This window comes from Pedobacter sp. MR2016-19 (assembly GCF_014947265.1).
Taxonomy (GTDB): domain Bacteria; phylum Bacteroidota; class Bacteroidia; order Sphingobacteriales; family Sphingobacteriaceae; genus Pedobacter.
On sequence record NZ_JADCNK010000019.1, the window covers coordinates 18572 to 38778 of the forward strand.

At 41.1% G+C, this 20207-nt stretch carries 16 protein-coding genes; 1 reads left to right on the forward strand and 15 read right to left on the reverse strand.

The genetic code is table 11. The features are described 5' to 3' along the window. Positions 1–126: 126 nt before the first annotated feature. From IM793_RS19615 to IM793_RS19625, 3 genes are all read right to left on the reverse strand, one after another. Entirely contained in the window at positions 127–1305 is a 1179-nt protein-coding gene (locus IM793_RS19615) for a DUF6365 family protein (RefSeq protein ID WP_193424286.1), read from the reverse strand. 746 nt (positions 1306–2051) lie between these two features. After that, positions 2052–2744, reverse strand: a complete 693-nt coding sequence (locus IM793_RS19620; protein WP_193424288.1) for a response regulator transcription factor — start codon at positions 2742–2744, stop codon at positions 2052–2054. After that, on the reverse strand, positions 2731–4185 hold the full coding sequence (locus IM793_RS19625) for a sensor histidine kinase KdpD (protein ID WP_193424290.1): 1455 nt from the start codon (positions 4183–4185) through the stop codon (positions 2731–2733). The genes IM793_RS19620 and IM793_RS19625 overlap by 14 nt, the downstream gene beginning before the upstream one ends. A gap of 109 nt (positions 4186–4294) precedes the next feature. Here IM793_RS19625 and IM793_RS19630 point away from each other — a divergent pair, with 109 nt between their 5' ends. After that, positions 4295–6679, forward strand: a complete 2385-nt coding sequence (locus tag IM793_RS19630) for an outer membrane beta-barrel family protein (protein ID WP_193424292.1) — start codon at positions 4295–4297, stop codon at positions 6677–6679. Positions 6680–7038: 359 nt separating this feature from the next. Here IM793_RS19630 and IM793_RS19635 read toward each other — a convergent pair whose 3' ends face one another. From IM793_RS19635 to IM793_RS19690, 12 genes are all read right to left on the reverse strand, one after another. Further along, a complete protein-coding gene (locus tag IM793_RS19635; protein ID WP_193424294.1) occupies positions 7039–7740 on the reverse strand; it encodes a sulfite exporter TauE/SafE family protein in 702 nt (233 codons plus the stop codon). After that, positions 7737–8165 (reverse strand): FixH family protein, encoded by a 429-nt coding sequence (locus IM793_RS19640; protein ID WP_193424296.1) that lies wholly within the window; start codon positions 8163–8165, stop codon positions 7737–7739. The genes IM793_RS19635 and IM793_RS19640 overlap by 4 nt, the downstream gene beginning before the upstream one ends. A gap of 177 nt (positions 8166–8342) precedes the next feature. After that, the gene (gene ccoG / locus IM793_RS19645) at positions 8343–9722 is read right to left on the reverse strand and encodes a cytochrome c oxidase accessory protein CcoG (protein ID WP_193424298.1); all 1380 of its coding nucleotides are present in this window, start codon (positions 9720–9722) and stop codon (positions 8343–8345) included. Beyond that, positions 9706–10674, reverse strand: coding sequence for a cbb3-type cytochrome c oxidase N-terminal domain-containing protein (locus tag IM793_RS19650; protein ID WP_227256325.1), 969 nt, complete (start codon positions 10672–10674; stop codon positions 9706–9708). Before IM793_RS19650 ends, ccoG begins: the two co-directional genes overlap by 17 nt. Next, a complete protein-coding gene (locus IM793_RS19655) occupies positions 10661–10843 on the reverse strand; it encodes a hypothetical protein (RefSeq protein WP_132397247.1) in 183 nt (60 codons plus the stop codon). Before IM793_RS19655 ends, IM793_RS19650 begins: the two co-directional genes overlap by 14 nt. A 3-nt stretch (positions 10844–10846) precedes the next feature. After that, the gene (gene ccoN / locus IM793_RS19660; RefSeq protein ID WP_193424300.1) at positions 10847–12988 is read right to left on the reverse strand and encodes a cytochrome-c oxidase, cbb3-type subunit I; all 2142 of its coding nucleotides are present in this window, start codon (positions 12986–12988) and stop codon (positions 10847–10849) included. A gap of 72 nt (positions 12989–13060) precedes the next feature. Continuing rightward, the gene (ccoS, locus tag IM793_RS19665; protein ID WP_193424302.1) at positions 13061–13240 is read right to left on the reverse strand and encodes a cbb3-type cytochrome oxidase assembly protein CcoS; all 180 of its coding nucleotides are present in this window, start codon (positions 13238–13240) and stop codon (positions 13061–13063) included. After that, positions 13237–15621 (reverse strand): heavy metal translocating P-type ATPase metal-binding domain-containing protein, encoded by a 2385-nt coding sequence (locus IM793_RS19670; RefSeq protein ID WP_193424304.1) that lies wholly within the window; start codon positions 15619–15621, stop codon positions 13237–13239. The genes ccoS and IM793_RS19670 overlap by 4 nt, the downstream gene beginning before the upstream one ends. 12 nt (positions 15622–15633) lie before the next feature. Continuing rightward, complete coding sequence (gene hemN / locus IM793_RS19675; protein WP_193424306.1) at positions 15634–16980, reverse strand: oxygen-independent coproporphyrinogen III oxidase; 1347 nt, start codon at positions 16978–16980, stop codon at positions 15634–15636. A 2-nt stretch (positions 16981–16982) separates the two neighbouring features. After that, entirely contained in the window at positions 16983–17408 is a 426-nt protein-coding gene (locus IM793_RS19680; RefSeq protein ID WP_193424308.1) for a lactate dehydrogenase, read from the reverse strand. A gap of 530 nt (positions 17409–17938) precedes the next feature. Further along, a complete protein-coding gene (locus IM793_RS19685) occupies positions 17939–18970 on the reverse strand; it encodes a response regulator (RefSeq protein WP_193424309.1) in 1032 nt (343 codons plus the stop codon). A gap of 10 nt (positions 18971–18980) precedes the next feature. Beyond that, a complete protein-coding gene (locus tag IM793_RS19690; protein WP_193424310.1) occupies positions 18981–20183 on the reverse strand; it encodes a PAS domain-containing sensor histidine kinase in 1203 nt (400 codons plus the stop codon). Between the last annotated feature and the right edge of the window lie 24 nt (positions 20184–20207).

Below are 20207 nucleotides of genomic sequence, written 5' to 3' on the forward strand. Positions count from 1 at the left end.
TGAGAAGTTTAGATGGTTTTGCTATTAAACAATCAGTTAAATAATTGTCGAACAACAAGTTGAAGATACGAATAATTTATTTAAATACAAGTAAATACTATTTTTTTTTACTTGATCACTTGATTTTTATTTAGCAGGAACATGGTGGTTGAAAACATCATCAAGCACCATTGCCGGCGTTGGCAGGTTCTTCTTTCTTTCGCTTTTCCATTGGCGGCAATTATCAATCACTTCAGTTCTTTTCTGCTCAGAGAACAGCATATTGCGTATTGACGAAAGAACTTCTGCTTTGTCCAGAATCTCTGCTTTACCATAGCAATGCCCCAGTTCGAAAAGCTGTTCAAACTCTATACATACGTGATACATACCGTATGGCCATACCCAAAACGGAAACGCTCCCCCTTTAAAAAACGATCCCGAAAGTAATGCATTGTTTTTTCCCGAATTCATGAGCAACATTGCGGGCGTTTCTAATTGTATAGATTCTACAATGCATGATATAAAAGAATCCGTAAGGTAAAGGTCTGATGCATTAATCAGGCTTAGAAAATCTTCGTAAGGTATTGGTGGCAGGATAACTACATTTTCCAAGGATTCAAATTCAGGGATTTTTTCAGGTAAAATGGTGAGCACCTGTATACTGTCGGCTGCCAGTTCACTAAATATTGCGCCCAGGTAACCGAAGTAATTGGGGTAATGTTGTTGTATGAAGTAAAAACGATCCTTAGAAAGCGGGTAAAAAATCGTCTTCATACCGGTTTTGCCGTTCCATTTAGAAATAACCTCAATAGGGTCTATCAACGTTGATTTATTATAGACAGATTCGGCAAAAAAATGTCGTGCATTTGGGGTTAACGGTGGGATAGACATGTACCGCAAAGCATATACCCAATCCGGTACGGAAGAAAATGGTATAATGTGGCCCGATTGCGGCATGATATGATTAAACCCCGATTCAAACGGATCAAAAGAAAAAACCGGTATGTTTACATCCTCCTTGTTTAAAACAAATTTTCCGAATTTACAGCTGTTATGCCCTGGCAGGTTCCAAAAGGAATTAGTTGCAAAAATTATCGCCTCGGCAGCGAATTGGTCAACAGCTTCCAGGATAGTTTTCCTGATGTCGCGGTCTTTGTTAAAAACCAAGTAACTATCCAGACTGCTTATGTACGGCACCAGGTCCGGATCAAGAACAAAACTGTAACTATAATTTTGCCGGCCCAAATCTCTTATCCAGCTAAGGCACAAAGCAAGATCGCCCATGTTGGTTTTGGACGTAACAACGTAAAGGATTTTTTTTTTCATGATTATCAGGTGTAGGTAATTGTCGTGGAGATGACACCTTAAATTTAGCAAAATTATCTTCTACAGCAATAATCTTAGACAGCGTGTCAGTAAGTCGCTTTTAAGATGTGGAATGACATACACGCAGCCACTATTGAGGCATTTCCCAAGGCTCGTTTCTGAATTTTCTTTCCTTTATTATGGGAACACGTTTTTTTCACAAGTTTAGGGATAGCAGAAGAGTTTCGTCGCTACGACCTTGACAAGGTCCGAAAATTAATTGGCTGTTTACAGCTTATTGGGGGTAGGCCTGCTGGTTAGTTTTTCTGGAAGCACGGACTTTTCATAACCCTCGGCAGTCTTTTCCTACTAATGGCAATTGGTTTCAGCGTGAGGGTAAAAATGCAGCGCTTCACTTTTTTTTCGGTGAATTTGATGAAGAGCATAACTCAGCTCAAAGATTTCTCCATTGCGATGCGCTTCAGTCGAAAAGGACGAAAGTTTTATAAAATTTATCTAAATCTTAACTTCTTAGAGCCTGTTTAAATTTTTATAACAAATATAAATAGCCTTTTGCTGTCACAAGAGCGTAGTCGATTGCTTTATTAACGCGTCGAAATGGTCTTCGACTACGCTCAAACTGACATACGAAATAAATTTTATTTAATTTTAAACAGGCTCTTAATTATTTAAATGGCTTATGATTAAATCGGTTAATCACGCCAATCGCCCAACTCCAAACGCTACAAGCCCAATCCGGAATACAATTAACAAATAAGCTTATACCCCACTCCCCTTAAACTGATGATTTGTATTTCAGGTTCAGTTTTTAACAGCTTGCGCAGGTGTGCCATAAAAACATCCATGCTGCGACCATTGTAAAAACTGTCTTCTCCCCATATTTTGATCAAAGCATCCTCCCTTTCCAAAATGCTATTGCGATTTTTCAACAGTAATTCGAGCAGAACGGTTTCTTTATAAGAAAGTGAATATTCACCTACAGAGGTTTTTAATCTTTGGGCAACCGGATCGAGTTCACAGTTCATGAACTGGTATTTTATAGCGAGTTCACTTTCTTCCTTTTGCGTATGTCCAAATCTTTTTAAAAGAGATTCCATGCGTACCAGCAGTTCATCAATACTAAATGGTTTTTTAAGGTAGTCGTTACCTCCGTTTTTAAATCCCATCACCACATCTTCGGTAAGGGCTTTGGCACTCAAAAAGATAATGGGGATATTGGGATCAGATTTTCTGATTTCGGCCGCTAATGTATAACCATCTTTTTGCGGCATCATGATGTCGAGAACACAGATATCGGGCTTTTCTGCTATAAATTGTTTCCAGGCAAGCGCTCCATCAGCAGCAAGATTGACCTCATAACTACTGCTGGTTAAACCATCGAGGACAATGCGCGCCAAAAAAGGCTCATCTTCTGCATACAAAACCTTAATTTTCTTCATACAATGGTAAAATGATCATAAAATTACTTCCCTTTCCTATTTTGCTCTGCAGCGCAACACGTCCGCCGTGGAGCTCTACCACCTGTTTTACATAATGAAGGCCAAGTCCCGAGCCTTTCACATTGTGTATATTATCCTGGTTAAAAATCCTGAAAAAGCGCTCAAATACCTGCTGCTGATAAATTTCATTTATCCCCGGACCGTTATCTTTAAAACTGATTGTTAATTCATGATCAGCAATGCTACAGGATACCTCAATTTTAGCATGAGGAGGAGAATATTTCAATGCGTTATCGATCAGGTTATAACATACATTCGAAATATGCATGGCATCACCTTTGATAAAAACAGGTTCATCCGATTGCAAAAGTATAAGTTCCGCATTTTTTTCCTGCACCTGTATATCCATGGCGTAAATAACCTGTTGCAATAGTGGCTGAACATCGAACAGGCTAAACTGCAGTTTCGTTTTCCCCAGGTCCATTTGCTCCTGTTTAAGTATCTTTTCAATCATCGACTGTAGACGCTGCAATTCATGGCGGCTGATATTGATATAATTCTCCAGCTTTTCGGGTTCATCAATTAAGTGGTACTTGCTGATCGATTCGAGGGCCACAGCAATTGTCGAGATCGGGGTCTGGAGTTCATGCGTTATATTGCTGGTAAAAGTCATCTTCGCCTGTGCATAAAGCTGCTGATTTTTCATCAGTCTGATAAGCAGGTAAAATGCCGCAGCCGTTAGCACCAACATCATAAACGACGAAATGAGGTAATACTTCATCTGATAAATGATCAGCCAGGTAATGATTGGCACCACCAGCTGATACCTATTCTGAAACTTAAGGTTATAAGTATATTTCCCGCTTACGAAAGCAGAGGAGGCATTAGCAATCAGCTTTCCTTTCACCAGTTTCCCATCCGAATAGTCGTAAAGGGCATAATTTCTTTTGATAGGCGTACCCAATTGATCGAGCTTATGGTTCACCAAACTATCCATTACTTTCAGGTCGCGCTGATCTTGTAAAGAAACTTCGCGTTGCGATTTGCCATCGGTAATGGCTGAAGATTTATGATCGAATTTCAATTTAGCATCATTCAGAAACGACATTTTCATTTCCACTACCGAGCTATCATTAGTAATCCCATAATGGAACCGGCTCCGCAGATTGTCGACCTTTAGTTCATCAAAAGCCTGCCTTAGGGCCAACCACTCCTGAGAAAGGAAAAATTGCTGAAAACGGGCACTTTTCTCGTGCCCTTTGGCAATGCTCCTATAGGTGATCTGCCGCGAAGCATCACTAACGATAGATTCGAGCATTGTACCAACGGATTTTTTTTGTGCCAGGTACAATTGTCTTATCCATGCGCACTGCAGGCATAGACTAATGATCAGTGTAATCACCGCCAAAGGAAAAACATATCTGGACGTTATCCATTTCATCCCCCTAAATTGAACAATTCATTTTATCAATGGAAGCGTGGGCGGAAGATTTAACCATATTTAACCGAGATTAACCTTGCTTTACATGCAGTACAATTAGTTTTGAAACATGAAAAAGTTAACCTTACTCCTATTCTTCTGCTTTCCTTTAATTGCTTTTGCACAATTGCGTAAAGGTTTGGTAACCGATAAAACCGGCGAACCGATTGATGGGATAACCATTGCCTTGCGCCATGCAGATTCGACCGTAGCCATTCAGATTTCAAAAAACGGCCTGTTCAGTTTCCAGCTGCCGTTTAAAGGCAATTACGTATTAATGTTGAAGGCCGTTGGATATAAGGATCTGAGCAAAGCCCTAAATCTTCCGATGGATTCGGTAACCATAATGATGATTAGTGACGATAAAACCCTGGATCAGGTAACGGTATCCGCTTCAAAACCGCTTATTGTAAGAAAAATCGACAGGGTGATATTCAATGTCGAAAACAGTATAGTGGCCAGTGGTGCTACGGTTTGGGATGCACTGGGTAGAGCACCGGGCGTACAAACGCGTTTTGATGGCGGGGTAACGGCGAACAATAAAGGCGCGGTCATTTATATGGATGATAAACCCATTAGGTTATCGGGTGAAGATCTGGCGGCCTACCTCCGCAGTTTGCCTTCGGACAATATTGCCAAAATAGAAATTATGGTTAATCCAACCGCCAAATACGATGCCCAGGGTGGTGCAGTAATCAATATTATTTCTAAAAAACCAAAAGGTGACGGCTTTAACGTGGTACTTTCTGCCGGTTATACCCAATCAACCTATAGCAGCTATAACCCAGGTATGGTATTCAATTATCGAAAAGACAAGCTGAATGTATATGGCAGTTACGGTTATAGCAGACGCAAAAAGGACCACACAGAAAATGAATATGTCATTTTCGACTCCCCTGAAAACTACTCGGACTGGCGGAATGATAAATCGGGAATACGCTCGGGGAATGCGAATAGTTATAAAATCGGTGCCGACTACAACCTCAGCAGCAAACAGGTGATCGGTATTTTGGTAAATGGCTACAATGGGAACAACAACAGGCCGAACCAGGTATTAACCACTATTGTAAATAACCATAAACCATTACCTGATTCTATCCTCCATACGCAAAACGTTTCTAATGGAAATGTTTACCAATATAGCTTTAACCTTAATTACAAGATTAAACTGGATACCAATGGCCGGAATATTAACGTAGATGTGGATTATGTACCTTACCAGAACAAAAACCGCCAGCAGGTTGATACTTACGGTATATCTGGTAACGGCAATCCGCTTCCTGATCAATACCATATCTTTACGCCTTCTGATCAACATATTGATATCTATTCCGGAAAAATAGATTATACGGATAAGTTCTGGAAGAAATGGACCTTTGAATCGGGTCTAAAATACAGCAGTATCCGTACGCGCAACAGTTTTGATTTTTACAATAATCCAGCTACCGGTCCCGAATTGGTAAGCAGCCGCAGCGACCGTTTTGAATATGCCGAAAATATATCAGCCATTTATGCCAGCATTACAGGAGATGTAGGCAAGTGGAGCTTTGAGGGCGGTTTGCGCAGCGAATACACCCGAACAAATGGGAAATCGACCGTGTTAAACACCAACAATCATAATAACTATTTTAAACTTTTCCCGACACTTTTTGTGGTATATAAAATAAATAAAGACAATGAAATCAACCTTACCTATAATTCGAGAATCAGCCGCCCCGAATATTGGAGACTTAACCCTTTTAAATCTTACACCAGCCCCTACACCTATTTGGAGGGCAACCCAGCATTGCAACCTGCATTTATTTACAATGGCGAACTGGGTTATACCTATAAACAGCAATATAACATTTCATTTTACCTAAGGCGGGTGGTTGATTATTTTAGTAATATTACGGTACAGGATAATAGCTCAAAACTATTTTATGATACCCAGCGGAATCTGGATTTGAGTCAGGAAATAGGTTTTTCAGCATCTTTTCCGATCAAGCCAGCTACCTGGTGGGAAATCAACAATTATGCACAGGGCTCCTACCGCCAGGAAAAGTCTGGATATTTACAGGCCCGCTACGATTATCATGTTTGGGGCATTTACCTAAGTTCTAACCATGCTTTTACATTAAATAAAGCTCAGGGTTTAAAAGCAGAAATCAGCGCCTGGTACTCTTCTCCTACCATACAGGGCATTTATAAACTTGCAAAGCTTTATGATGTGAGTGCAGGTATGAGCAAAAGTCTGTTAAAAGGTAAAGGAACTTTAAGGCTGGCGGTAAACGATATCTTCTATAGTAATGCCTATCGAATTGACGTAAACTATGAAAACCAACGCAATGGTTTTTATGAGAAAAGTGATACACGCAGTGCTACTTTAAGTTTCTCGTACCGATTGGGCGGTAATCCTACAGCAGCGAGGAAAAGAACTTCGGCAAGTGAAGAGGAGAAGAAACGTACGCAGTGATTAGTTAATTGTTTAAATTGGTTAATCGGTTAACTGATGATTGGTTAGTTGTTCATTAGTTCATTTGTCATTAGTAACTGTAAACGACCAACTGAGCACTCCTTCGACTACTCTACCATAGACAGAATCCCATAGAATAGTCGTCATCTCGACTGTAGCGCAGCGAAATGGAGAGATCTATGTAGCGCAGTTCCGAATTTTAGTAAAAAATATCTATATACACAGATTTCTCGACTGCGTTACACTCCGCTCGAAATGACGACCGTATTATAAAATTTATCTAAATCTTAAATTCTTAATTTTTAAATGGTTCATGATTAAATCGGTTAATCCCTCCAAACGCCCAACTCCAAACTTATCTACCTGCACTCAATCGAATGTCCATAACTGCGCGTATTTTTGGGAGAAAAAAATGGAATGCCCAAATCGGCGGAGCGCATAATGAGTAAAGCGCCCATAAAAAGCATTAGCCAGGGAATAAGCTTATTGGTGTTAAAACGGATGTATTTTTTCAAAAAGATTCCACCAAGCGAAATCATGAGCATTAAGGGTGTAGTACCCATACCGAAAAGAAACATAAAAGTAGCACCCGTTTGAACATTGCCTGTATTTAATGCCGTAGCCAGGGCCAGGTAAACCATGCCACAGGGGATCATGCCGTTAAGCATACCTGCAAACAATCCCCATAATTTTAAGTTGAACACCTTCCCCATTAATTTACTCAGCGGGTTCATGGCCTTTAACTGGAGTATCGAAAACCGGTTTCTATAGCTTTTATTAAATTGTAAGGCGGTGAATAGGATTAATACAGTACCAATAAGCATACTCAACGTTTTCTGATCACTGAACAGGCGTATGCTGTTTCCTAATATACCAACCAGCAAACCTAAAATTGTGTAAACAGTAATTCTACCCAGCTGATATAACAAAAGCTGAACTGCACTCTGAAAAAAATCTTCTTTTCTGAAGGGCATGCCCAGCATAATGGGTCCGCACATTACTGCGCAGTGGAGGCTTCCAAACAGTCCCATTAAAAATGCCAGTGGCAGATAGTCTGTCATAAGGTAATGTCGTTTTTAAACAGATATGCTTTGCCCCCAGCATGCCATGAAAGGTTGATAAACCACATTCCCTTAGCCATTTTTGTTTTATCTACCAGGATAAGATGCGAAATTCCGGTGGTATTTCCTTTCAGTTTAACATCATCATCGCTGTTGTCAGGTCGCATCAATACCAGCTCGTATTGCGCACTGTCTTTTAACTGTATTACAATTTGGGTATGGGTAATGGTAATTTTAGGCCTGGTATCATCGTTTAATACATTCTGTTTGGCATCGTATTCGGCGTTGTAATTGATTCCCTTTTCGTAATAATTTTCTTCAATCAGGGCATCCCTACCGTGCACATGGAACATGTAAATCACCATCCCCACGATAAACATCATAAATGCAAACATCCCCATTACTATTTTTGTTCCCCAGTTCATACGTTTTGTTTTTAAATTTAATGAGAGCGTTTTGAATGAGTGAGTGTTTAAAGGCCAATCGCAGAATCAATCGTTCAATATTCAATCATTTTATAATTCTATCATTCTCTAATTTTATCACTCTATCATTCAATCATCCTTTAATTCAATCAATCTCTCACTCTATCATTCTCTCCTTCAATCATTCCCTTCCGGCTGTGCGAAAAAACTAGTTGTCGCGGTACTCAAAACCTCGCCATTGGCAAGCACTTCGAAAACCGCATCTGTTTTGTATTTTTTAATCGAACTATTTTTCCTGATCAAAAAGAAAGTAAGGTGCACAGTACCTTCTTTTGGTAAAACAGTTGCCTGCTGAATAAAATCAATCTGATCACTACTATCCGGCGACCTGAAAGTAAATTTCACCTCCTTATTGGTTTTGTTCACCAACTCTGCATTGTACAGGTTACTGGTTTTATCCGTTCCCCTGCTTTGGTATAAAGTACCGCTGGCCCTTAAAACCGTGGTCTGGATGTTTTCTCTCTGATAAATAAGCGAAGAAAAAACCATTAATACCACGAATAAAACCGCAGCATAACCATAAGATTTTAATCCAATTTTATTTGGTTTCCGCTCTGCAATAAAATCCTGGTTAAAGAAACCGATCAGGTTTTTGGGTTTGCCTATTTTCAACATGACTTCATCGCACGAATCGATGCAGGCGGTACAATTCACACATTCAAGCTGTGTTCCCTGGCGGATATCGATCCCCGTAGGACAAACCTGTACACACAATCCACAATCAATACAATCGCCTGTTTTTTGTTCCAATGTATTTCGCTGTAAACGTCCGCGAGGTTCGCCCCTGGTAAAATCGTAGGCTACTACAAGGCTCTGGTTATCGAGCAGTACCCCCTGAAGCCTGCCATAAGAACAGATTACGGTACATACCACTTCGCGTACGTAAGCGAATACACCATAAAATATAAAAGTAAACAGCCAGATGGATATAAAACCTGAAACATGGCCCGCAATGGGTTCAGTGATGATTTTAAACAACACATCAGAGCCGATCATATAAGCCAGAAAAGTATTGGCAATGGCAAAAGAGATCAGCTGGAAAATAAAATGTTTGCTTCCTTTTTTCCATATCTTTTCGGTGTTCCAGGGTCCTTCATCCAGTTTCTTCTGCTTACTGGCATCGCCCTCAATCCAGTATTCTATCCTACGGAACACCATCTCCATAAAAATGGTCTGCGGACAGGCCCATCCGCACCACAGCCTGCCCAATACCACTGTAAAACAGACAATGAAGATGATAAAGATGAGCATGGCGAGTGCAAAAAGGTAAAAATCCTGTGGAGTAAAAATCAATCCAAAGAAAACGAATTTCCTTTCGACGAAATTCAGCAGCACCAATTGCTCACCGTTAAGTTTTAGAAACGGACAGGAGAACAAAAATAAGAGCAGTACATAACTTACCCATTTGCGGTAGGTGTACAATCTACCTGACGGTTTTTTAGGGTAAATGAAATTTCTGTTCCTGCCCTTACTTTCCGGTTTATTTTTTGGTAACATCGGCTTGGTTTACACTATCTTTCGCTGCTTTCATCTCATTGTCTTTTAAGCCTTTCGCTTCGTATTTTTCGCCCTGTGGGGCTTTGGCACCCGCTGGATTGCTTCCTTTTAACGACAAAATAAAATTAGCCACAGCACTGATCTGTTTAGGATTAAGGTTTTTCTCCCAACTGATCATTCCCTTTTCCGGAACGCCATATTTAATGGTTTTAAACACATTGTTGATGCCGCCTCCATGTAACCAGTAATCGTCGGTTAAGTTAGGGCCAATCACGCCCTGACCTTTATCGCCATGGCAAACCACACAGTTGGTGTTAAATATGGTTTTTCCATCTGAAAGTACCGTTGGGCTGTTATCAAACTTTACGGAATTTTCATCAATGGTATTAGCCGATTTTTCGAGGTATGCTGCTTTTTCTACCTGCGCTTTGGCCATTTCATTTTCGTATTCTTTATCCTGCAGATCGCCATAGCCACCAATGTGGTAATAAAAGAGATAACCTGCAGCGAAAATCATCGTACCAAAAAACAGGAAGTTGAACCAGGCCGGTACCGGGTTATTTAGCTCCTTAATGCCATCATAAGCATGATCAATCACCAGGTTCTTTTCTTCTTCAATGGGTTTTAAACTCAATAATTTTGCCCATAAAGAAGGTTTTACCGTTTTTTGTTTCAACCAGCTATCGTAATCGAGTGCCTCCTCCTTTACAGGTCCGCTATATTTAGTAGGGTTTAACTGTTCCTGATACATGACCTTAAAGGCATTGAGCAAGGTTAGCGAAACAAAAAGCAGTACCAATGCAAAAAGCAAAAGCAGTATAATGAGTATTTCAGTTTGGCTAAGTCCTAATCCAGGCTGAGAAGGTACTATAGCTTCTGCTGTTTTTTGTTCAGCAGCGTAGCTTGCGGCTGATAAAAACAGTGAAAATAACAATAGTTTAATCTTCTTCATATTGATTGGTTTTGTGGTCTTGAAAAGGAATTTCGCTCATGGTTTTGATATGGTTCTTGCTTAATTTGAAGAGGTAAACACCAACAATTACAAAAAACACCATGAACATGAGCAGAGAGGTAACGAGGTATATTTCGCCACCGGCTAAATCTTTGATCTGATTGAACATATTTTATTGATTTGAAGGAATGGTTTCTTTATTGGCTTTGATATCGGTACCCAAACGTTGCAGGTAAGCGATGATAGCCACAATTTCACGATCGCTTTTAACTTTGATGTTGTTCTGCTTCAGGTCTAACGCAATTTTTTCAGCCTGAATTTTTAAATCCTCATTGGCGTGTTTATCATAGCCTTCGGGATATGGAACGCCTAATGTTTGCATAGCCCTGATTTTACTTGCAGTAGTGCTGATATCCAGTTGTTGTTCAATAAGCCATGGATATGGCGGCATAATACTTCCCGGTGACATTGAAGTAGGATCGGCCAGGTGATTGTAATGCCAGGCATCAGAATACTTTCCTCCTACGCGGTGAAGATCTGGTCCGGTACGTTTACTGCCCCATAAAAACGGGTGATCGTAAACAAATTCTCCAGCCTTGCTGTACTCTCCATAACGTTCGGTTTCTGAACGGAAAGGTCGAACGGTTTGCGAATGGCAGTTTACACAACCTTCCCTGATGTACAGATCCCTGCCCTGCAGCTCGAGCGCGCTATATGGCTTTACACTTGCAATAGTGGGCACGTTAGATTGGATGGTAAAAGTCGGCATCATTTCTACCATCCCCCCAATCAGGATAATGATCAGCGAGAGCACCATAAATTTCATTGGTTTACGCTCCAGTACCCTGTGCCATGCTTTATCGGCAGGACTACTATCCACTACAATTTTGGATAATGGCATGGCTTCGGCTGCTTCGTTGGCTACAAGTTTAGCGCCCAGCATGGTTTTGGCCAGGTTATAGGTCATTGCAATTACCCCGGTTAAATAGAGTGCACCACCGATTGAGCGTAAAACATGCATCGGGATAATCTGCAAGGTTGTAGCCAGGAAATTAGGATATTTCAATAAACCTTCAGGTGTAAATTCTTTCCACATCAACCCTTGTGTAAAACCTGCCCAATACATCGGAATGGCATAAAAAAGGATACCCAAAGTACCGATCCAAAAGTGGAAACCTGCCAGCTTTTTAGAGTAGAGTTCAGTTTTATAAATACGAGGGATTAACCAGTACAATACACCGAAAGTTAAAAAACCATTCCAGCCCAAAGCGCCAACATGTACGTGGGCTACAATCCAATCGGTAAAATGCGCTACCCCGTTAATCTGTTTTAACGATAATAATGGGCCTTCGAAAGTAGCCATACCATAAGCGGTAAGGGCAACCACCATAAATTTAAGGGTCACATCTTCTCTTACTTTATCCCAGGCGCCGCGAAGGGTTAATAGACCGTTGATCATACCGCCCCAGCTTGGTGCAATTAACATGATGGAAAAAGCAACGCCTAATGATTGTGCCCAACCCGGTAATGAGGTGTATAATAAGTGATGGGGACCAGCCCAGATATAGATAAAAATGAGCGACCAAAAGTGCAGGATACTCAGTTTATAGGAGTAAACAGGTCGACCCGCCATTTTAGGTAAGAAATAATACATCATGCCCAGATAAGGCGTAGTGAGGAAAAATGCTACGGCATTATGCCCATACCACCACTGCACCAACGCATCCTGAACGCCCGCATACACATAGTAACTTTTCATAAAAGAAATGGGCAGCTCAAAAGAGTTTACAATGTGCAATACTGCGATGGTAACAAAAGTGGCAATGTAAAACCATATCGCCACATAAAGATGGCGCTCTCTCCTTTTAATAATGGTACCAAACATGTTTATACCAAAAACCACCCAGATGAGGGTAATGGCAATATCGATGGGCCATTCGAGTTCAGCATATTCGTGTGAGGTGGTAAAACCCAGTGGAAGGGTAATTACGGCCGATAAGATGATAAGCTGCCAGCCCCAAAAATGAATCTTGCTGAGCACATCGCTGAACATCCTGGCCTTGAGTAAACGCTGAAGCGAATAATAAACGCCCATAAAAATGGCGTTCCCTACAAAGGCGAAAATCACGGCATTGGTATGCAAAGGCCTGATCCTGCCAAAAGTGGTGTACTGGTTACCCATGTTCATTGCCGGCTTAAAAAGCTGCATGGCAACAAGCAGTCCAACAGTCATCCCTATAATTCCCCAAACCAGGGTGGCAATGCCAAAGTTTCTGACAATCCTGTTATCGTAAGTAAATTTTTCTAGCTGCATAATCGAAGCGGAATTTTGTATGTTTTGTACACCAAAGGTATCCTGCAACCAAGAGATAAAGGATGATGGCGGTTAGCTGGAAAAGTGATCTTCTTCACTTTTTTCGGCAATCACTTCATCGTCGAACAATACGCGGATGCCAGGGGTATGTACATCATCGTTCTGACCGGTTTTATAAGCCCAAAAGAAGGCACCCAGAAAAATGAGTGCCATTAAAATGCTGCAGCCAACTAAAAAGTAGAGGATATTCATATCAGTTTATTTTTACGGGCAAACCAGCGGGTAGCCAGGGTGGTGAATAATATGATGGTAACAGTACTAACGGGCATCAGCACCGCAGCAACCAATGGATAAAGTGTTCCCTGTACGGCATAATAAATACCAATACAGTTGTAAGCAATAGCGATGGCAAAACTTATTTTAATCACTTTAAGTCCATCTTTGCTGAGCTGGATGAAATGAGGTAGGAGGTTCAATCCGCCACCCTGCAGAATGGCATCGCAGCCTGGGGTAAAATTATTGATGTTATCGGTTAAGGCGATCCCAAAATTGCTCTGCTTTAAAGCTCCGGCATCATTTAAGCCATCACCAAGCATCATTACGGTATTCCCGCTTTCCTGGAGGCTTAAAACGGCGTCCAGTTTTTGGTGCGGACGCTGCCGGAACCTGATGGTGCTGCGTTCCGGAAAAATAGTCCTCAGCATGGAATGGTCCTTATCTGTATCACCCGATAACACCTGCAGGTTAAATTTAGAGAGTTTTGAAACCAGCTGAGCCAATCCGGGCCGCCATTGCTGTTTGATATCAAAACAACCTTTATAAGCCCGGTCGATCACAATATGCACACCGGTTTCCCCAACCGATTTTATGGTTACAGGCAACATGGACAAATGTCCGGCATAAATAGTATGATTATTGATCCGGGCAGATAAACCTTTACCCACCACTTCTTTATAATCGTTAAGTGAATAAAATCTTTCAACGTTTAAAGCCTTTAAAATATGCCTGCTTAAGGGATGGGTCGAGTTGCGCAACAGCGAAGCCACAATCAGTTTTTCTTCGTTTGTTAAGGCCCCACTAAAGGAGATTTCGGCATTTTCATTACTGGTTAAGGTACCCGTTTTATCGAAAATCAAGGTATCACATTTGGCAAGTTCTTCAACCGCATCTGTATTTTTTACATAAAATCCTTTTTTATCAAAAACAGATAAGATAGCAGATAAAGTGAAAGGCGTACTTAAAGCGAGTACACAGGGACAGGCCACAATAATAACTGCGGTAAATGCCGACCAGGCCTTGTGGCTATCGTGCTGAAACAACCAGTAAGCTGTAGCCGAAAATGCAATCAGAAAAACCCCGAGGCTGAAATATTTTGCGACAGAATCGTTAAAATTCTGCTTTTCGATGTTGTTTTTGTAGTTGTCGTTATTCCAGAGTCCGGTAAGGTAGCTCTGTGAAACCGGTTTGATCACTTCGAGTTCTATGGCTTCGGTGGTTTGCCTCCCACCTGCATAAATAATTTCGCCCAGTACTTTATGTATCGGCTCCGATTCGCCGGTAACAAAACTCATATCCACCCAGGCATCACCCTTCATTAAAATGGCATCTGCAGGCACCAGTTCTCCATTTCTAATCCACAACCTATCACCGATTTTAATATCGTTGATGGATACGGGTTTTTCTTTACCCTGCTGTAAGGTAGTAACCGCAATAGGGAAATAAGAACGGTAATCGCGGTCGAAAGAAATGTGATGGTAGGTACGCTGTTTAAGCCATTTCCCCATTAAAAGCAAAAACACCAGACCTGTTAACGTATCGGCAAAACCTGGTCCGGTGGCAAAGATGACTTCAAATGCGGTGCGTAAAAACAATACCGCAATAATCAGTGCTAAAGGCGTATCTAAATTGATGTGTTTGTGTTTAATACTGGTAATGGCCGAGGTAAAATAATCCTGCCCGCAATAAAAAGCCGCTGGAATGGAGAATGCCAGGTTTAACCAACCGAATAAGGACTGGAACTGTTTTTCAAAACCTGATAAACCAAAATATTCGGGGAAGCTAAAAAGCATCACATTGCCCATTAAAAATCCTGCGACAGCAATTTTTAATATCAGGCTTTTATCAACCGAACTACTGTGGGCCTTTACTACATCCTGCAGACTTATTAAGGGTTCGTAACCGATCTGATTTAAGGTTTCTACCAAATGTTTTAGCGAAATTTCTTCATGGTTGAAGTTGATGGTTACCTGCTTTTTGAGAAAATCGATTCGTGAGCTGAAAATAGCGGGATTGATTTTATACAGGTGTTCTAATAACCAGATGCAGGAGCTGCAATGGATGGCGGGAATATAAAAGGTAATGATGCACGAACTTTCATGTTTGTAATCGAGCAATTGATCGATAATTTTAGGGTCGTCGAGGTATTCTAAATGGCTTTCATTTTTTAATTGCCTGCCGGGGTTATTGTTGTACACATAATAATTGCATAGGTTGTTTTCTGAAAGGATTTTGAAAACAGCCATACAGCCCGCACAGCAAAAATCTTTATCATCTGTTTGATATTTTACCTTGGGCAGATCTTCCCCACAGTGGTAGCAAATGGCTTTGGTTGTGGTTTTACTTTGATCTTCCATTGTAATCTTTTCTTATATTGATGAACTGAATAGTTGTGTTTTAGGTTGCTTAAGCCATAATTTCTCGTCGAATGCCATACAGACATTTCTCAGGAAGGATTTTCCTTTGGTAGTAATCCTGATTTCTTTTTCAGTTACCCATACCAGTTTATCGTGCAACAAAGGCAAAAGCCGCTCAGATACCTTTTTTGGAATACCCTCGCTGTAAGCAGTTTTTGCCCTGCACATGATATTGAGAATGTGTTTTCTTACAGCGAGATCTTCATCTGTTAAAAAATGTCCTTTTTCTACAGGTAATAATTTCTGTGCTATTTTATCTAAATAAGCTTCTACCGTTTTAGGGTTCTGCGCAAAGGCTGTCCAGCTATCGCTGATCGACGAAACACCGAGACCGATAAGTAAATGGGTATGCTGACTGGTGTAACCCATAAAATTCCGGTGGAGTTTATCTGCTGCCATCGATTGAAACAAAAGATCGCTTTTCAGAGCAAAATGATCCATCCCTACATCCTCATAACCAGCCTCAAGCAGCAACTTTCTGCCAAACTGGTAAAGCGCAAATTTTTCATCTCCGGCGGGAATATCTTTTTCGGTGTAATGCCTCTGTCCGGGTTTTAACCAAGGCACATGGGCGTAACTGTAAAAAGCAATGCGGTCTGGCTGCATGCTAATCACATCGCTTATGGTGCGCTCCAATCCATCAATACTTTGCCCGGGGAGCCCATAAATCAAATCAAAATTGATGGAAGTATAACCCATTTCCCTTGCCTCGCCAGTTACGTTAGCTACCTGCTCAGGTGTTTGAAAGCGGTTGATTAAAAACTGAACTTTGGGGTCAAAATCCTGTATCCCCAAACTCAATCTTCTAAAACCAAGCTGGTAGAGTGCTGTTAAATGCGCTTTGGTGGTATTGGCCGGATGCGCCTCAAAAGAAAGTTCGGCATCGGGAACCAAAGTAGCATTTTGCATAATGCCGTTAATAAGCAGTTCGAGATTTTCTGCACTAAAAAAAGTAGGCGTTCCTCCACCGAGGTGAAGTTCTCTTAATTTAGGTTTCTCACGCAATGCACCTACATACATATCCCATTCAGCAAGTACAGCCAGGATATATGGTACTTCTACCGAGTGGTTTTTGGTAATACGGGTATTACAACCACAATAAGTACACAGACTTTCGCAAAACGGAAGGTGGATATACAAACTGATTCCTTCCTCTTTATAGCCGGCATAAGTATTGGCCACGCTGCCCAGCCAACTATTTGCATTAAAGTTCTCAATATCCCAGTACGGAACAGTTGGATAACTGGTATAACGTGGAGCGGCTACGTTATATTTTTTAAGCAATTCGGCACTTTCCATCTTTACAGTTTTTTAGTGGTTGCACACTCGTTCTGGCAGCAGCAGGCTTTGCCCACGCATTTACCAGCGGCCCACTGATCGAGGTTTTTGATAACCTGCTCCATCCTCGCTTTGGTATCAGCCTGATCGGCAAGCAATGGCACATTGGCAATCTTGATACCGGCAAGCCCCGCAGCAGGAAGGTCGAGATGATCTGTTTGTGAAGATGAAGTTGCAATATATTTGATACCGAGCGCTCTAAGTTCCAATATCATATTACCACTCAGCTCATCGTTATTAAAAACCAAAAGGGCCTCTTTGCCGGTTGCAAATGAAAGCGTATCGGCTGTTAAGCTATTGGCAATTATGGTGATATCGTGTTTTTTATAATTGGCCAGTACCAACCATTCCTTTTCATCGGGCTTAATGTTATAAGCTATAGCTTTCATATACAGTGTTTATATATACAAAACTATGAAGGAAGCGTAAGGCAACAGGTGAGAACGCTTAGAGAAAAAAATGATACTGGTTACATTTTAAGTGTAGAGTTGAGCGTTTGGCGTTTGGAGTGGATGAACAGCTTTAAACAAAAAACAAATGACCAATGAACTAATGTTAAGAAGATTGCTTCGCCTCCCGCTTACCCGGCCTCGTAATGAAGAATGTGGCTTTGAACTAATTAAAACTCAGCCAATTTTTATAATGCAATCGTCATTCCCACGCAGGTGGGAATCTTAAAGCACCACACCAATTTGGTAGCCATTTTGACCTGATAGCTATTGGATGAAGCGTAACAAAATAGAGAAATCTTTGAGTTAAGTTAAAAGATTTCTCCACTGCGGTCGAAATGACGATCTCTGTGGGAACTAATCATCAATAAACTTATTCTCAGGAGATTGCTTCGGCTCCCACTAACCCAGCCTAGCAATGACGAATTGGGCTGTAAACCAATGACTAGTGAACCAATGACTAATGAACGCTACTGTTTAATATTCCTTAGTTTTTCGATAGATAAAATATTAATGGCATTACCGGTTTTATCGATCAGTTTTTCATCTTTAAAATCAGCCAGCATTCGGCTTACTGTTTCGCTGGCGGTACCCACCAGTGCGGCCAGGTCATCGCGGGAGATGCGGATGGTGCAGCTATCAGCCGTGCCATCTCCAAATTTTGTTGCAACCTGTAATAAGGCTTCGGCTACCCGTTTTCTAACTGAGGAATAGGCCAGCTGGAGCATCTGTTTTCCTTTATCACGCACATTTCCGGATAACAGACCGATAAATGTTTTAGATACGGCCTGGTGGCTGAGCAGGTATTCCATAAAATCTGCTTTGGGAATATGGATAATTTCTGATTCGGTTAGCGTTGCGGCATTTTCTGCATATAGCTCGCCATTGCATAAACTTTCGTAACCAAAAAAGTCTCCATCATGGTAAAGCCCTGAAGAAAGTTCCCTCCCATCTTTAAAACGTTTGTAGGTTTTCACCTGTCCTTTATTAATGTAATAGAGGTGTGTGGGTTCATCGCCTTCAATATAAATTATCTGTTTGCTGTTTACCGCTCTCGGTTTACCTTTTTTGCGCAGTTCATCCATTACCGTTTCACTATTACCTTCTGTTGAATTAAAACTAGTGGCCTGCTGCTTTTTTTTAAACCTGCTTTCTATCGCCCTGAAAAGTTCCGTATCATCAAAGGGTTTGGTGAGGTAATCATCTGCGCCCATTTCCATGCCTTTTCTCATATCTGCACGCTCCGTTTTTGCGGTGATGAAAATAAAAGGAATATTGGCCGTTTTAGGATTTTTGTTCAACAGGTACAAAACCCCATATCCATCCAGTTCAGGCATCATAATATCGCACAGAATTACATCAGGTAGATGATTAACAGCCATTTCAACACCGATTTTTCCGTGTTTAGCCATAAAAGTTTTATAACCTGCCAGATCAAGCACTTCAGCAGTACTTTCCCTGATGTCGTCATTATCTTCAATGATTAAAACTTTCTTGTTCATGGGATAGATCTTAAATTATAAAATTATTTTTAAAGGGAAAGGTAAGTGTAAATACCGTACCCGAATGCTGCTCGCTATTGCAGGTTACCGTGCCGTTCATCAGGCCAACATATCTTTTTACAATGTTCAGCCCTAGTCCTGTTCCCGGAATATCGCCGGTATTGTGTGCCCTGAAAAATGGTTCGAACAGATTGCCCTGATCGGCTGCCGGAATACCAATCCCATTGTCTTTAACCTCTAAAATCAGTTCATCATCCTTTAAAATGGAATTGAACTGGATGAGCGTATCCTCGCCGCTGTATTTGATCGAATTTGAAATCAGATTGATGATGCAATTCTTCAACAGGTTCGGATCCAGGTAAACCTCTGCGGTTGTTCCGGTATGCTCGTAAATAATATGCTGGTTCTGTTTGGTCATCATTTGCATCTCTTCTGCTATTTCTTCGGCAAAGCTGATGATGTTAAATGCTTGCACCGAAGCCTCCACTTTTCCGGCCTCGAGTTTCTCAAGCGAAAGGAAATCGTTTAATATTGTAGTGAGGTTATTGATGGAATTTTTGATTTTTAAGGTATGCTTCTCCACATTGGCCACATCCTGTTTAGTGGTATATTTATCAATGAGAGATGCTGAAAGCTGAATCGAACTGAGCGGCGTTCTAAACTCATGCGAGGCCATAGAAACAAACCTGGTTTTGAGCTGGTTCAGTTCCTTTTCCTTTTGAAAGAGTGCGCGCATATTTTCCTTGGCCATTTCCAGTTCCGACACCAGCTTAACCAGGTCCTGTGTACGTTCCTTTATCTTAACTTCAAGTTTTTCAGTATAACTTTTAATCTGCTCTTCGTTGGCTTTTTCTTTGCTCAGGTCGTGGATAAAGCCTGTATAAATTTTACGGTCGCTAAATTTGATCTCGCTCACCCCCAGCCTGAACGGAAATACAGAGCCATCTTTACGCTTGCCAGAAACCTCCCTCCCGATGCCGATAATGTGTTTATGCCCAGTATGTTCGTATCTGGACAGGTATCCATCATGACGTGAATGATCGGGTTCAGGCATCAGAGCTGAAATGTTCTTACCTACCAATTCTTCCCTGTCATAACCGAAAAGCTCAAGTGCAGCAGGATTTAAATGTTCTATAATCCCCCGGTCATCAATGGTAATAATCCCATCAATAGCGTTTTCAATAATTGCATCTAAAAATTTCGACCTATCCATTATGCTTCAAGTATATCTCCGTAA